General features: G+C 46.6%; 13 protein-coding genes. 3 read left to right on the top strand and 10 right to left on the bottom strand.

The genetic code is table 11. From position 1 onward, the window contains the following. A partial coding sequence (locus AACR75_RS18425) for a hypothetical protein (RefSeq protein WP_231564162.1) occupies nucleotides 1-187 on the top strand: 187 nt, incomplete at its 5' end. A gap of 78 nt (nucleotides 188-265) precedes the next feature. On the opposite strand, the gene csrA is transcribed toward AACR75_RS18425, so the two are convergent. The 10 genes from csrA to cysP all read right to left on the bottom strand — a co-directional run bounded on the left by csrA (nucleotide 266) and on the right by cysP (nucleotide 10,901). Then, nucleotides 266-463: a carbon storage regulator CsrA gene (gene csrA / locus AACR75_RS18420; RefSeq protein WP_010320440.1), complete on the bottom strand. Its 198-nt coding sequence runs from the start codon at nucleotides 461-463 to the stop codon at nucleotides 266-268. 92 nt (nucleotides 464-555) lie between these two features. Next, nucleotides 556-1,743, bottom strand: a complete 1,188-nt coding sequence (locus tag AACR75_RS18415) for an aspartate kinase (RefSeq protein ID WP_013857703.1) — start codon at nucleotides 1,741-1,743, stop codon at nucleotides 556-558. 205 nt (nucleotides 1,744-1,948) lie between these two features. Further along, nucleotides 1,949-4,531: an alanine--tRNA ligase gene (gene alaS, locus AACR75_RS18410; RefSeq protein ID WP_047688257.1), complete on the bottom strand. Its 2,583-nt coding sequence runs from the start codon at nucleotides 4,529-4,531 to the stop codon at nucleotides 1,949-1,951. Nucleotides 4,532-4,652: 121 nt separating this feature from the next. After that, nucleotides 4,653-5,156 carry a recombination regulator RecX gene (gene recX / locus AACR75_RS18405; protein WP_081989676.1) on the bottom strand — a complete coding sequence of 168 codons (504 nt, stop codon included), beginning with the start codon at nucleotides 5,154-5,156 and terminating at the stop codon, nucleotides 4,653-4,655. Between the two features lie 35 nt (nucleotides 5,157-5,191). Next, nucleotides 5,192-6,238 (bottom strand): recombinase RecA, encoded by a 1,047-nt coding sequence (recA, locus tag AACR75_RS18400; protein WP_010320444.1) that lies wholly within the window; start codon nucleotides 6,236-6,238, stop codon nucleotides 5,192-5,194. 133 nt (nucleotides 6,239-6,371) lie between these two features. Next, on the bottom strand, nucleotides 6,372-6,863 hold the full coding sequence (gene pncC / locus AACR75_RS18395; RefSeq protein ID WP_013857707.1) for a nicotinamide-nucleotide amidase: 492 nt from the start codon (nucleotides 6,861-6,863) through the stop codon (nucleotides 6,372-6,374). Between the two features lie 114 nt (nucleotides 6,864-6,977). Next, nucleotides 6,978-8,105 carry a sulfate/molybdate ABC transporter ATP-binding protein gene (locus AACR75_RS18390; RefSeq protein WP_017043744.1) on the bottom strand — a complete coding sequence of 376 codons (1,128 nt, stop codon included), beginning with the start codon at nucleotides 8,103-8,105 and terminating at the stop codon, nucleotides 6,978-6,980. Next, on the bottom strand, nucleotides 8,102-8,965 hold the full coding sequence (gene cysW / locus AACR75_RS18385; RefSeq protein ID WP_017046720.1) for a sulfate ABC transporter permease subunit CysW: 864 nt from the start codon (nucleotides 8,963-8,965) through the stop codon (nucleotides 8,102-8,104). Before cysW ends, AACR75_RS18390 begins: the two co-directional genes overlap by 4 nt. A 10-nt stretch (nucleotides 8,966-8,975) precedes the next feature. Next, entirely contained in the window at nucleotides 8,976-9,833 is an 858-nt protein-coding gene (gene cysT, locus AACR75_RS18380; RefSeq protein WP_017046719.1) for a sulfate/thiosulfate ABC transporter permease CysT, read from the bottom strand. A 66-nt stretch (nucleotides 9,834-9,899) separates the two neighbouring features. After that, the gene (gene cysP, locus AACR75_RS18375; RefSeq protein WP_047688252.1) at nucleotides 9,900-10,901 is read right to left on the bottom strand and encodes a thiosulfate ABC transporter substrate-binding protein CysP; all 1,002 of its coding nucleotides are present in this window, start codon (nucleotides 10,899-10,901) and stop codon (nucleotides 9,900-9,902) included. 212 nt (nucleotides 10,902-11,113) lie between these two features. Between cysP and cysM the strand changes: the two genes are divergently transcribed. Beyond that, nucleotides 11,114-12,004 (top strand): cysteine synthase CysM, encoded by an 891-nt coding sequence (cysM, locus tag AACR75_RS18370; protein ID WP_047688250.1) that lies wholly within the window; start codon nucleotides 11,114-11,116, stop codon nucleotides 12,002-12,004. A gap of 242 nt (nucleotides 12,005-12,246) precedes the next feature. Beyond that, complete coding sequence (mutS, locus tag AACR75_RS18365; protein WP_047688248.1) at nucleotides 12,247-14,835, top strand: DNA mismatch repair protein MutS; 2,589 nt, start codon at nucleotides 12,247-12,249, stop codon at nucleotides 14,833-14,835. Nucleotides 14,836-14,859: the final 24 nt, after the last annotated feature.

Here is a 14,859-nt window from a genome sequence, read left to right as displayed (position 1 = left end):
GGATTCGAACCCTCGATACGGCTATAAACCGTATACTCCCTTAGCAGGGGAGCGCCTTCGGCCTCTCGGCCACCTCACCGTCTTGCGGAGGCACATATTACTTTTTACCAAAAATATGTCAAACACTTTCTTGGTAAAAGCGACAAAAATCAAATCAACCGTTGGCTATTTAATCAAAGCGCTGTGAAATTAAACTTTTCTGTCATATCAGTGACTTCAAAGCATAAAAAAGGCCAGCAAAATTCGCTAGCCTTCCTTGTGATAATTAGTAGTTGCTAGGTGCAACACTACCATTACCTTTTTCAGCTTGAATGCGCATGTAGATTTCTTCACGGTGGACAGAAACCTCTTTCGGTGCATTCACACCGATACGCACTTGGTTACCTTTTACACCAAGAACTGTTACTGTCACTTCATCACCGATCATTAGTGTTTCGCCAACGCGGCGAGTCAAAATTAGCATTCTTTGCTCCTTGAGTAATCTCTGTATTATATTGCAACTGCGCTATTATCCACTAAAAGTTATATTTTCGTAAACTATCTATTAGTGCGCTCTCACCCTAAAGAGACATGTTTTAGGTGAAAAGCTAATAGCTCATCTGACGTTATATAGGCCTCATGTAAAATATTGGCTGCCTTATCAACATGTTGTGGCTGCATAACTAGCATTAACGATTGTTTATCAACCGAAAGGGAACTCACTTCGATCCCTTGTTCTGCAAGTAATTCACATGAGCGTTCAACTAATTCCTGAGCTAGTAAACCTACCGTGGTCAATAAACTAACGGGTTCACTATTACGGATTTTGTCATTGAAAACCAGAGCTAATTTAGCACAAGCGTCTCGTTTTATAATGACACCTGTCCATTCTGCCTCTTCGATCACACTCCACACTTCCACACCGAGCATTTGGCACTGCTTGGCTAAACTCGGGAAATGATCATGTTGCACAGTAATAAGCGCCATATCGCGTTGAATCGCAATGCCACATACTGCTTTATGACACTGCTCACCTTTGATTAGACTGCCTGCGTTTACATCAAAAGTAGACAGTACGCGTAAAGGAACTTCATTTTCCCACGCATATTGCACACAAGGTAAATGCAGAACTTTAGCGCCTTTACGTGCCATTTCTTCCATTGACGGGAAATCAACGATCTCTAATTTTTGAGCCGTTGCAACCACACGTGGATCACATGTGTAAACACCATCCACATCAGTGAATATTTGACACTCATCGGCTTTAAGAGCTCCCGCTAGCGTCACAGCGCTAGTATCAGAACCTCCACGTCCTAAAGTGGTGATATCCCCATTCTCATTCACACCCTGAAAACCCGCTACCACCACAATATGATCTTGTGCCAGCAACTCGGTAATCGTTCGAGTATCAATCATTTTAATCGTCGCGTCATTGTGTTGATTATCGGTCACAATGTTCGCTTGAGCTCCGGTTAGTGAGCGAGCTGAATAGCCTAATTTATTGAGTGTCATCGCTAATAGCGCCATAGACACTTGCTCACCAGCAGAGAGCAAAACATCAAGTTCCCTTGCAGTTGGTACACTATCGATTTGTTGTGCTAAGCCCAACAGTCGATTGGTTTCTCCTGACATTGCAGAAACAACTACAACCACTTGATTACCATCATTCTTCGCCTTAATGATGTGTTCAGCGACGGTATGGATTCGTTCTATTGAACCCACCGAGGTTCCGCCAAACTTTTGCACGATAAGGGGCTTTTTCACCTATCTTCACCTTCCCAAGACCAAAGTCTCATTAGGACCAAATCGAAAGCAGAGCACTATATTGAGTATCGATTCAGTAGTTACAAAAACAAAACCAAGCAGATAACTGGCTCGTATCCTATTGCGCCAATTAGACCACTTGGTTTGGTAAATAAAATTACGCCCAATCAAAAAACAGTGATTGAGCGTGACTTATTACAGCGGTTTATAGATGCTCAGCAATCCAAGCATCTACTGAAGCTAAAGCGCTAGGCAAGGCATTAACATCCGTACCTCCCGCTTGAGCCATATCCGGACGGCCGCCACCTTTACCACCTACTTGCAAGGCAACCATATTGACCAGCTCTCCTGCTTTAACTTTGGCGGTAAGATCTTTGGTCACACCCGCAATCAAACCCACTTTATCATCAGCCACATTACCCAGCATGATAATGCCACTGCCTAACTGATTTTTTAGCTCATCAACCATACCACGCAGCGCTTTGTTATCGGCGCCATTAAGTTGAGCAACTAGCACTTTCACACCCGCAATTTCTTTTACATTGCTGATCAGATTGGCACTTTCTTTCGCTGCAAGTTTATCTTTTAACTGCTGCAACTCTTTTTCCAAAGATTTCGCTTTAGCCGCCATTTCAGCCACTTTGACTTCATATTGAGCCTGCTGTTGATCCAATAGATCCAGCGCGCCTTCACCCGTCACCGCTTCAATACGACGAATGCCAGCGGCAATACCGCCTTCAGAAACTATTTTGAATAGGCCGATGTCACCGGTGTTACTTGCGTGAATACCACCACACAGTTCGGTTGAGAAATCCCCCATCGACAATACACGAACTTCATCGTCGTATTTTTCACCAAACAGTGCCATAGCACCTTTGGCTTTTGCCGCTTCGATGTCCATAATATTAGTTTCAATCGTGTGGTTACGGCGAATTTGCGCGTTCACTAGACGTTCCACTTCTTTTAGCTCTACGGGCGTCATTGCTTCTAAATGAGAGAAGTCAAAACGCAAGCTTTCCGCTTTTACCAATGAGCCTTTTTGCGCCACGTGCGAACCTAATACTTGGCGAAGTGCAGCATGCAACAAATGTGTGGCGGAGTGGTTCAGTGAAATTGCAGCGCGGCGCTTAGCATCAACAATGGCTTTCGCTTCATCGCCTTTGGCGAGTACGCCCTCGATGAGTTCACCGTGATGAGCAATGGCGTTGCCGAGTTTTTGTGTATCTTCAACTTTAAACAAGCCCGTGGCCGTTTGAATAACACCCGCATCACCACATTGACCACCGGATTCAGCGTAGAAAGGTGTTTCGCCCAAGATCAAAATCGCTTTATCACCCGCAGATAGAGTGTCAACTTCATTGCCGTCAACAAACATAGCGGCAATGAGGCTCTCGCCTTGTGTCGCGCTGTAGCCACAGAAAGCGGTATTGGTATCAACTTTAATGATTGCATTGTAGTCAGTGCCAAATTGGCCCGCTTCACGCGCTCGTTGACGCTGCTCTTCCATCGCTTTTTCGAAACCTTGTTCGTCAATGGTCAGCTCACGTTCACGTGCAACATCATTAGTTAAATCAGCCGGAAAACCGTAGGTATCGTAAAGTTTAAAGACAGTTTCACCATCCAGTACGCTACCCTCTAAATTATCGAGTGCATCATTGAGGATCGCCATACCGCGTTCAAGAGTGCGACCGAAGTTCTCTTCTTCAATGCGCAGCACTTTTTCTACAAGCGCTTGCTGCTTTTTCAGTTCTTCACCAGCCGTTCCCATCACTTGTGCTAATGGGCCAACCAGTTTGTGGAAAAAGGCACCTTGTGCGCCCAATTTATTACCATGACGCACCGCTCGACGAATAATCCGACGCAGTACATAGCCACGGCCTTCATTCGATGGCATCACACCATCCACAATCAAGAAAGCACAAGAACGGATGTGATCAGCAACAACGCGTAGCGATTGATTGGAAAGATCGTCATAACCCGTTACATCAGCGGCGGCTTTAATCAAGGCTTGAAACACATCAATTTCATAGTTTGAGTGAACACCCTGCATGATCGCAGAAATACGTTCAATACCCATACCAGTATCAACGGAAGGCTTTGGAAGTGGCTCCATCGTGCCATCGGCATGACGGTTAAACTGCATGAAGACGTTGTTCCAAATTTCAATGAAACGATCGCCATCTTCCTCTGCCGAACCTGGAGGACCACCCCAGATATGATCGCCATGATCATAGAAAATTTCAGTACAAGGACCACACGGACCCGTATCACCCATTTGCCAGAAGTTGTCTGACTCATAAGCTTTACCACCCGGTTTATCGCCAATGCGAATAATGCGCTCAGCCGGAATGCCTACTTTTTTATTCCAGATATCAAATGCTTCATCATCGGTTTCATACACGGTAACCAGTAGACGATCAGCGGGCAACTTGAGTGTTACAGTAAGAAACTCCCACGCGTATGCAATAGCGTCTTCTTTGAAATAATCACCAAAGCTGAAGTTACCCAACATTTCAAAAAAGGTATGGTGACGAGCGGTAAAACCAACGTTTTCCAGATCGTTATGCTTACCACCAGCTCGCACACAACGTTGCGCCGTTGTTGCACGTGTATAAGCACGCTTTTCTAAACCAAGAAAACAATCTTTAAATTGGTTCATTCCTGCATTTGTGAACAACAGGGTTGGGTCATTAGCGGGGACTAATGATGAACTATCAACAATTTGGTGTCCTTTACTTTCAAAGAACGAGAGGAACGCGCGGCGAACCTCATCAGTGCTCATAAACATGCAGCTCTTCCTGAAATACTCAAGTTAGAATTTTGCGTTATTGTAAAGCATGGACAAGAGTTCGACTAGTTTTCTTATAGAAAAGGCATGGCAGGAAATAAATTGCGGATCAGACGAAGAGTTAAGCTTCCGATGATGATAAAGCGTAGCTAATTTGCTCGAAGCTAAAACCTCGATACTGCAAAAAACGCACTTGTTTGGCATGTTCTTTTGAACCTTTTTCCGCAGGTTCTCTGAATTTTTTTTCAGCCACCGCTTTTGCCAATTCAAACCAATCTTGAGGCTCTTGATATAAAGCGGTTTCAATATCATCGCTACTGACTCTTTTTTGGCTCAGCTCTTGTCGAATACGCCGCTCACCATGACCTTTAGTGACATGTTGTCTTATTTGACTTGCGGCATAGCGCAGTTCATCCAAATAATGGTTCTCAAGGCAGTAACTCATGGTTTGAACGATAATTTCCGAATCATACCCTTTACTCATGAGCTTTTGCTGTAGCTCATGCTCGCTGTGATCTCGTCGGCTCAGTAATTGCAATGCGCACTCTTTGCACGATAACGTCGATTTGAATTTAGAGGAATACATACTGTCCCTATTAGTCATGGATAAAACAAAGCCCTGCATTGCAGGGCTTTGTTGAAATATAAACATGGAGAAGATTACAACTCTTCTTCTTGAGGCATTTCGCTCAAAATAGGTTCTTCAACAATTAACTCGGCTGGATTGAGCAGCATTTCACGTAACTTAGTATCAAGAGCCATAGCTGCAGCTGGATTCTCTCTCAAGAATTTACAAGCGTTTGCTTTACCTTGACCAATTTTATCACCGTTATAGCTATACCAAGCGCCCGCTTTCTCAACCAATTTATGTTTCACGCCAAGATCAACCAATTCACCTTCACGGTTAAAACCTTGTCCGTAAAGAATTTGAGTATCCGCTTGTTTAAAGGGAGCCGCGATTTTGTTCTTAACCACTTTAATACGCGTTTCATTACCCACGACTTCGTCACCCTCTTTAATAGAGCCTGTACGACGAATATCTAAACGAACTGAAGCGTAGAATTTAAGGGCATTACCACCTGTTGTGGTTTCAGGGTTACCAAACATCACACCAATTTTCATACGGATCTGGTTGATGAAGATACACATGCAGTTGGACTGTTTTAGGTTACCCGTTAACTTACGCATCGCTTGAGAAAGCATACGGGCTTGTAGACCCATGTGGCTATCGCCCATTTCACCTTCAATTTCAGCTTTTGGTGTCAGTGCAGCCACAGAGTCAATGACGATAACATCAATGGCACCAGAACGGGCCAAGGCATCACAAATTTCAAGCGCTTGTTCGCCCGTATCAGGTTGTGAAACCAACAGCTCATCGATGTTTACACCCAGTTTTTTAGCATAAATTGGGTCAAGGGCATGTTCTGCATCGATAAAAGCACAGGTTTTACCCACTCGTTGTGCTGCTGCGATCAATTCCAGCGTTAACGTTGTTTTTCCTGATGATTCAGGGCCGTAGACTTCAACGATACGTCCCATTGGTAAACCGCCAGCACCCAATGCAATATCTAAAGAAAGTGAACCGGTAGAAATGGTTTCAACATCCATTGTACGGTTGTCACCAAGGCGCATGATCGAACCTTTACCAAATTGCTTTTCAATTTGACCCAGTGCTGCGGCTAGCGCCTTCTGCTTATTTTCGTCCATTACTTTCTCCAAACTGTCGCTGTGGGTAGCGGCTCGTTAAATTTTTTATCGACTCTTTAGTCGCCAATTGGGGTTAATTATACTGTTGATTCATACAGTGTCCATAGCTGTGTCGAAAAAATTTCGACTAGGTTCAATTTGGCTGCGATAAAAAGTGACTCACCACTTGTAATGCATGAGTAATCGCCTGCTTGCGCACCTGTGCGCGATCGCCTTTAAAACAAAGCGTCTCAGCACGTTCCCAGCCTTGCTTAGAAGCCCATGCAAAGCATACGGTTCCCACTGGTTTTTCTGCGCTACCACCGTCAGGACCAGCAATACCACTGATCGCTACACCAATAGTGGCTTGGGAATGCAAAAGTGCTCCTTGTACCATTTCGCGCACAACGGGTTCGGAAACCGCGCCAAAATCCACCAGTGTCTGTGCTTTGACACCGAGCATCTCTTGTTTAGCGAGATTACTGTAGGTCACAAACGATCGTTCAAACCAAGCCGAACTTCCTGCAACCTCGGTAAGTGCAAATGCCACACCACCGCCAGTGCATGATTCAGCACTGGTGAGGATCTCTTTTTGTGCTAACAATTGCTGACCTAATTGCTCACTTAATGCAAAAATCGCTTTCATTACGCCCTCTCCAAAGCCACGTTATTTTCGCTTGAACCTTTATAGCAGATTGAATCATCAGAAAACAGAATGGGCACGCAAGCGTGCCCATTCTGAATCGTTCGTCCGTTGTATTTAGATCTCAAACATTAAACTATCTGCGTCTAAGAATGGCCAACGAATAGTGTGCGGAGTGCTGCTCTCCCCACCAAAAAAGTAGCCCACTTGTGGTGTAGCAAAGGTTTTGTCGCCTCGTGTGAGTGGTTGTTCACTCAATGCTCTATGGGTTAATTTTGCTTCCCATAATTGCTCACTCTCCCAGCCTACTGGCGCGAGTTCAACTCGCACTTCCGCGCCAACAGGATTGACAGAGACCACTTCAAAAGGCAATGAAGCTTGGCTATTTTGTTTATTCGATAGGCTCAACTCATGGCTGCGCACATACAACTTTCCTGATTGATTAATCGCGTGATCTTTCGGCGGTAAGATAAACGATTGGCCGTTGACCCACTGCTCGTTATTCCAGTTGGCTTGGAATACATTCACATTGCCAAAAAAGTCAAAGACGAAGCGACTGTTCGGTTGAGCATAAAGCTGTACTGGCGAGTCGATCTGTTCGATGCGGCCATTGCTCATCACGACCACGCGATCAGAGAGTTCAAGTGCTTCATCTTGATCGTGGGTGACAAATACGCTCGTAAAACCGAGCTCTTCATGCAAGCTGCGCAACCAGCGGCGCAATTCTTTACGCACTTTGGCATCCAGTGCGCCAAAAGGCTCATCCAGCAGTAGCACTTCCGGCTTTGTTGCAAGAGCGCGAGCCAAGGCGATGCGCTGCTTTTGCCCACCGGAAAGTTGTTCAGGATAGCGCTCAGCTAAATGGCCAAGTTGTACAATATCCAACAGCTGTTTGACTCTTTTGGTTATTTCCGCCGCCGCTGGTCTATGACGGCGATCCATCACTTGCAAACCAAACGCGACATTGTCGGCCACCGTCATATGACGAAAAAGTGCGTAGTTTTGAAACACAAAGCCAACTCGGCGCTCGCGGACGTGGACATGAGTCACATCGCGATCTCTAAAATGAATGGTTCCGCTATCGGCTCCTTCAAGGCCGGCAATAATGCGCAACAAAGTGGTTTTGCCTGAGCCGGAAGGACCAAGTAAGCCAATCATCTCGCCATCATCAATCTGTAACGAGAGCGGAGAGAGCGCTTGAAATTGACCAAATTGTTTGGAAATGTTGTCTAAACGTATACTCATACCGTCTCTTGCTCTCTGTTCGTTTTTGTCTGATTGTTGTGTTGACGCCATTCAACATAAGCTTTAAAAACTAAGGTTAATAATGCAATGAAAGCCAATAGTGAGGCGCTAGCAAACGCCGCTTCCGATTGATAATCTTCATACAGTAGCTGCACATGTAGCGGTAAGGTATTGGTTTCACCACGAATATTGCCAGACACAACTGCTACTGCACCAAATTCACCAATGGCACGCGCATTGGTTAGGATGACACCGTAAATCAACGCCCATTTAATATTCGGTAAGGTGACGCGACGAAACAGTTGCCACCAAGATGCACCCAAAATAACCGCTGCCTCTTCATCCGAGCGGCCTTGCTGCTGCATCAGCGGGATCAGCTCACGCGCGACAAACGGGCAAGTCACAAAAACCGTGACCAATAAAATTCCCGGCCAAGCAAACATCACTTGCAGATCGCGCTCAAACAACCACTCGCCTAACCAGCCGCTGCTGCCGTAAAGCAGTAAATACAGAAGGCCTGCAACAACCGGTGATACGGCAAACGGAATATCAATTAAAGTGGTTAATATTTTTCTACCCGGAAATTCAAAACGAGTCACTGCCCAAGCCAATAACACGCCGAACACTAAGTTAATTGGCACCGTGAGTAGCGCAACTAGCAGTGTTAAACCAATGGCATGACGCGTATCGGGTTCAATTAAATGACTAATATAAGTCGATAAACCACTGGCAAAGGCTTGTTTGAAAATGCTCACTAGCGGGATAATCAGCAACAATGCAACCCAAAACAGCGCAAAGCCAATCAAACTCCACTTCACCCAAGGTGCTTCTCCGACTCGTAACGGTTGATGTGCTTTCATCATCGGTTCCTTAACGTCCATGAATTCGACGCAGGTATGCGCCTTGCCATAGATTGATCAGTAGTAGCAGCGATAACGATGCCATCAATACTACCGAGGCAATGGCACTCGCCGCCGGAAAATCAAATTCTTGTAAGCGTACAAAAATCATTAATGAGGTAATTTCACTGACGTAAGGCATATTGCCCGCAATGAAAATCACTGCACCAAACTCGCCCAAGCTACGCGTAAATGAGAGTGCAATACCAACCAATAGTGCTGGACGAATCGAAGGCATGATCACTTTCCAAAATACGGCGCTGTCTGATGCGCCTAACGTCATTCCCGCTTCTTCCTCTTCTTTGGAGATCTCCTCCAAGACGGGTTGTACCGTGCGCACCACAAACGGAATACTGGTAAACGCCATCGCGACAACAATACCCAAGGGGGTATAAGCCACTTTAATTCCAAGCTCGCCAAGTACGCTGCCCACCCAGCCATTGGATGAGTAAAGCGTCGCCAACGTGATGCCTGCAACGGCGGTAGGCAAAGCAAACGGTAAATCGACTAAAGCATCAAGAATACGTTTGCCATAAAAATCATAACGAACCAGCACCCAAGCGAGCAATAATCCTAGCAAGCCATTAAACAATGAGGCGATGAGTGCCGCGCCCACCGTTACTTTGTAACTGGCCAGTACACGAGGGTCCGCCACCACCTGCCAATACTCGGTGAGCGACATTTGGCTCGTCTGCATAATCAAACCACTGGCGGGCAATAGCAGCACTAAGCTGACAAAAAACAGCGAAGTACCGAGGCTAATACCAAATCCGGGTAGCACCCTTTTATGGCGTGGGCGAGATAAAGAAGCGGTGAAGGAATGGCTCATAAACCCTCGAAACAAAACGGATGCGTAAGAAAACCACCCACACTCAGCGCAGGTGGCGATGACGAATTAACGACGTTGAAGTTGGTCAAGCTTCGCGCCATTGGCAAAATGAAGTTTCATGGCACTTTCCCACCCGCCAGCAATGCTCTCAACTGTTAGCAATTCAACTTCAGGGAAGCGATCAGCAAATTCTGCGTTCACTTTTTCATCATGAACGCGGTAATTAAACCCAGCCAGCAAACGTTGCGCTTCTTCACTGTACAGATAAGCAAGATATTCGTTGGCTACTTCAAGCGTGCCTTTACGCTTGGCATTTTTTTCCACCACGGCCACGGGAAACTCGGCCAAGATAGAGGTCTTAGGTACCACAACTTGATATTCATCCACGCCATACTGCTGACGAATATTGTTCACTTCAGATTCAAACGTAATCAGCACATCGCCAATGCCACGTTCAACAAACGAAGTAGTCGCACCACGGCCGCCAGTATCAAATACCGCTACATTAGCTAAAAATTGTTTGAGGAATTGATCCTGCTCGGCTTGGTTCTCTTTGCCAAAAGTCTTTTGTGCATAACCGACCGCGGCCAAATAGGTATAACGTGCATTACCTGAGGTTTTAGGATTGGGGAATACAGAAGCCATATCAGCTTTAGCGAGATCGCCCCAATCTTGAATATTTTTTGGATTTCCCTTGCGCACTAAAAATGCGGTCGTGGAGTAGTAAGGTGAGCTTGCATTGGGCAATTTTTCTTGCCAATTAGCATCGATAAGCTTGCCACGATCGTGCAGCACCTGAACATCCGTTACCTGATTGAATGTCACTACATCGGCGGCTAACCCCTGCAAAATTGAGCGAGCTTGCGCAGATGACCCACCGTGCGACTGTTTGATCTCCACTGTTTGGCCTGTCTTTTGTTGCCAGTGTTTTTCAAACACTGGGTTATAAGAAGCAAACAGCTCGCGAGCGATGTCGTACGATGAGTTGAGAATGGTTTGATCTGCGGCCGAAACATTCAACGATCCTACAACTAATAAGCTGGCTAAGGCTGACTTGATGAACTTCATATATTGCTACTCCCTAATCACTACGGCCAAAATGGCGTCCTTGGCAATTAGAGTATGAGGAAAATGAATTATAACAAAGAGGATAACTAGAACTTTTTGGAATAAACTCTAGCAATAAATTGTATGCCAATTACCAGCACGACTTTATAGTAGTGTTCGGTAAGGTGGATACGTCATCTTACTCTTCCGACTAAAAAATTAAGGACAACATGATGGCGGACTTTCCAACGATTGAAGCATATGTCGGGCAAACACCTTTAGTTCGCTTGCAGCGACTGGCAGCTCACACCTCAAGCACCGTATTGGTCAAGCTAGAAGGCAATAACCCAGCAGGTTCAGTCAAAGATCGCCCAGCACTCAATATGATAGTGCAAGCAGAGCGTCGCCAAGAGATCCAGCCGGGCGATACCATCATTGAAGCGACCAGCGGCAACACGGGTATTGCGCTGGCAATGGCGGCCGCCATCAAAGGCTACAAAATGATTTTAATCATGCCGGATAATGCCACCCAAGAGCGTAAAGACGCGATGAAAGCGTATGGTTGTGAGCTCATTTTAGTCAGCAAAGAGCAAGGCATGGAAGGAGCGCGCGATTTAGCATTAAAAATGCAAAGTGAAGGCAAAGGAAAAGTACTCGATCAATTCAATAACCCCGACAACCCGCAAGCTCATTTTGATTCAACTGGCCCAGAAATTTGGCAACAAAGCCACGGGGAAATCACCCACTTTGTCTCAAGTATGGGCACAACGGGCACCATCATGGGCACTTCTCGCTATCTAAAAACGCAAAATCCAGAGATAAGCATTGTCGGTTTACAACCAGCAGAAGGCAGTGCAATTCCGGGCATTCGCCGCTGGCCTCAAGCTTATTTACCCGGCATTTTTGAATCATCACGTGTTGATGTAGTACTCGATATTGAAGAGCAAGATGCCATCAATACGGCTCGTGCTTTGGCAACCCAAGAAGGTATTTGCGCTGGCGTCAGCTCTGGAGGCGCCGTTTTCGCGGCGTTACAAATCGCGCAACAAAATCCCGGAGCGGTGGTTGTCGCCATCATTTGCGATCGAGGCGATCGTTATCTCTCATCCGGTCTTTTTTCTTAGATCAAATCTCCAACCCAACGGGCTAATCAGTGCTGACGCGCTCATCATTCTTTAGCCCTTGGCTTTGCTTCCACATCAGCATCCCTTGATTGCTCAGCAATAGCGAAGTTTGTTATCCTCTCCAACTATTTAAATGCATGTTCTGACGATTCTTTCTAACTCATGTCAGAGCTAAGGCCGCTGCCATTCCTGTAGGGTGGTCATTTTCACAGTCAGCCATTGATAATCGAGTGACGAATAACATGAGCAAATCCAGCGCATCTTCCGCCGAGTCTTCACCACAGCACACCCCGATGATGCGGCAATATCTGCGATTGAAAGCCGAAAACCCCGATATTCTGCTCTTTTATCGGATGGGCGATTTCTACGAGCTGTTTTACGATGACGCTAAACGCGCATCGCAATTGCTGGAAATATCACTCACCAAACGCGGTGCTTCTGCGGGTGAGCCTATTCCAATGGCGGGCGTTCCCTATCACGCCGTGGAAGGTTACTTAGCGAAATTGGTACAGCAGGGCGAATCCGTCGCGATTTGTGAACAAATTGGCGATCCTGCCACCAGCAAAGGCCCCGTTGAGCGTAAAGTGGTGCGGATTGTCACGCCCGGCACGGTCACGGATGAAGCCTTGCTCTCTGAGCGAGTCGATAACTTAATTGCCGCCATCTACCACCACGATGGTCGCTTTGGCTACGCAACCTTAGACATCACTTCAGGGCGCTTCCAACTGAGTGAGCCAAAAACCGAAGAGGCGATGGCCGCCGAACTGCAACGCACCGCACCGCGCGAACTGCTCTTCCCTGAAGATTTCACGCCAGTCACTTTAATGGGCAATCGCAAAGGAAACCGTCGCCGCCCTATTTGGGAATTTGAGTTAGAGACAGCAAAACAGCAGTTGAACCAACAATTTGGTACGCGTGATTTGGTCGGTTTTGGCGTAGAACAGGCTAAACTGGGCTTATGCGCCGCTGGCTGCTTGATTCAATACGTGAAAGATACGCAGCGCACTGCACTGCCTCATATTCGTTCACTGACGTTTGATCGCCAAGATCACTCGGTGATCTTAGATGCCGCCACGCGCCGTAATTTAGAGATCACGCAGAACTTGTCCGGTGGCTTTGATAACACCTTAGCGGAAGTGCTCGATCATTGCGCCACCCCAATGGGCAGCCGCATGCTTAAACGCTGGTTACACCAACCGATGCGCTGTATTGATACGCTGAATCAACGCCTTGATGCGATCGGCGAGTTGAAACAGCTTGCTCTGTTTAGTGAATTACAACCTGTGCTGAAACAGATTGGCGATATTGAACGTATTCTTGCTCGTTTGGCATTGCGTTCCGCTCGCCCAAGAGACTTAGCACGCCTGCGACATGCGATGCAGCAATTGCCGCAGCTCAGTGAAATACTGCAACCCTTATCGCAACCCCACTTAGTTCAGTTAACTCATCATGTACAGCCATTGGATGAGCTGTGCACACTGCTTGAGCGAGCAATCAAAGACAACCCACCAGTTGTGATTCGTGATGGTGGCGTGATTGCCGATGGCTACAGCGCCGAACTGGATGAATGGCGTGATTTAGCCAACGGCGCAACCGAATACTTGAATAAATTAGAAGCTGAAGAGCGCGAACGTCACGGCATTGATACGCTAAAAGTCGGCTACAACGCGATTCACGGTTTCTACATTCAAGTCAGCCGTGGCCAGAGTCACCTTGTTCCTCCCCACTATGTGCGCCGCCAAACGCTGAAAAATGCCGAGCGGTATATTATTGCCGAGCTAAAAGCGCATGAAGATAAAGTGCTCAACTCGAAATCAAAAGCACTGGCAGTGGAAAAGCAGCTTTGGGAAGAGTTATTTGACTTATTGTTGCCTCATTTAGAGCAGATGCAAAACCTTGCATCTTCGCTATCGCAGCTCGATGTGTTGCAAAACCTTGCCGAGCGCGCTGAAAGCTTAGATTACTGTCGCCCGACCTTGAGTAAAGAGCCAGCGATCCATATCCAAGCGGGCCGTCACCCTGTCGTCGAGCAAGTGATGAATGAACCCTTCATTGCCAACCCAATTGAGCTCAATCCGCAACGAAAAATGTTGATCATTACCGGGCCTAACATGGGCGGTAAATCGACCTACATGCGCCAAACTGCATTAATTACTTTATTAGCGCATATCGGTTGCTATGTGCCAGCAGAAGCAGCACACATCGGTTCGATTGACCGCATCTTCACCCGCATTGGTGCATCGGACGATCTCGCCTCTGGTCGCTCTACTTTCATGGTTGAAATGACCGAAACTGCCAACATTTTGCATAATGCGACACAAAATAGCTTGGTATTGATGGATGAAATTGGCCGCGGCACCAGTACCTATGATGGGTTATCACTGGCTTGGGCAAGTGCACAATGGCTCGCAAGCCAAATTGGCGCGCTAACGCTATTTGCCACTCATTATTTTGAACTGACCGAGCTGCCAAACCAGCTACCTCACTTAGCCAACGTGCATTTAGATGCCGTGGAACATGGCGATAGCATTGCCTTTATGCATGCGGTTCAAGAAGGGGCGGCAAGTAAATCTTACGGCCTAGCAGTGGCAGGTCTTGCTGGCGTGCCTAAAACAGTGATCAAAAACGCGCGCGCTAAACTGTCGCAGCTCGAGTTATTGAGCCAACAGCAGCCCAATGGCAGCAAAAGCTCAACCGTAGATATTGCTAATCAACTCAGTTTGATCCCAGACCCAAGCGAAGTCGAACAGGCATTAGCAGCTATTGATCCTGACGATCTAACGCCTCGCCAAGCGTTAGAAGCGCTTTATCGCTTGAAGAAGCTAATGTAAAAATCTGATATTAAAAATAAAAAA

This window comes from Vibrio sp. ZOR0018, assembly GCF_963865925.1.
In the GTDB taxonomy this organism is placed as follows: Bacteria; Pseudomonadota; Gammaproteobacteria; order Enterobacterales; family Vibrionaceae; genus Vibrio; species Vibrio anguillarum.
This window is presented reverse-complemented; position numbering and strand designations above follow the sequence as displayed.

What these genes read in the sequence shown, in the direction of transcription:
- csrA (WP_010320440.1), bottom strand. Translation starts at nt 463, where the DNA reads ATGCTAATTTTGACTCGCCGCGTTGGCGAAACACTAATGATCGGTGAT.
- alaS (WP_047688257.1), bottom strand. Translation starts at nt 4,531, where the DNA reads ATGTTTATGAGCACTGATGAGGTTCGCCGCGCGTTCCTCTCGTTCTTT.
- recX (WP_081989676.1), bottom strand. Translation starts at nt 5,156, where the DNA reads ATGCAGGGCTTTGTTTTATCCATGACTAATAGGGACAGTATGTATTCC.
- recA (WP_010320444.1), bottom strand. Translation starts at nt 6,238, where the DNA reads ATGGACGAAAATAAGCAGAAGGCGCTAGCCGCAGCACTGGGTCAAATT.
- pncC (WP_013857707.1), bottom strand. Translation starts at nt 6,863, where the DNA reads ATGAAAGCGATTTTTGCATTAAGTGAGCAATTAGGTCAGCAATTGTTA.
- AACR75_RS18390 (WP_017043744.1), bottom strand. Translation starts at nt 8,105, where the DNA reads ATGAGTATACGTTTAGACAACATTTCCAAACAATTTGGTCAATTTCAA.
- cysW (WP_017046720.1), bottom strand. Translation starts at nt 8,965, where the DNA reads ATGAAAGCACATCAACCGTTACGAGTCGGAGAAGCACCTTGGGTGAAG.
- cysT (WP_017046719.1), bottom strand. Translation starts at nt 9,833, where the DNA reads ATGAGCCATTCCTTCACCGCTTCTTTATCTCGCCCACGCCATAAAAGG.
- cysP (WP_047688252.1), bottom strand. Translation starts at nt 10,901, where the DNA reads ATGAAGTTCATCAAGTCAGCCTTAGCCAGCTTATTAGTTGTAGGATCG.
- cysM (WP_047688250.1), top strand. Translation starts at nt 11,114, where the DNA reads ATGGCGGACTTTCCAACGATTGAAGCATATGTCGGGCAAACACCTTTA.
- mutS (WP_047688248.1), top strand. Translation starts at nt 12,247, where the DNA reads ATGAGCAAATCCAGCGCATCTTCCGCCGAGTCTTCACCACAGCACACC.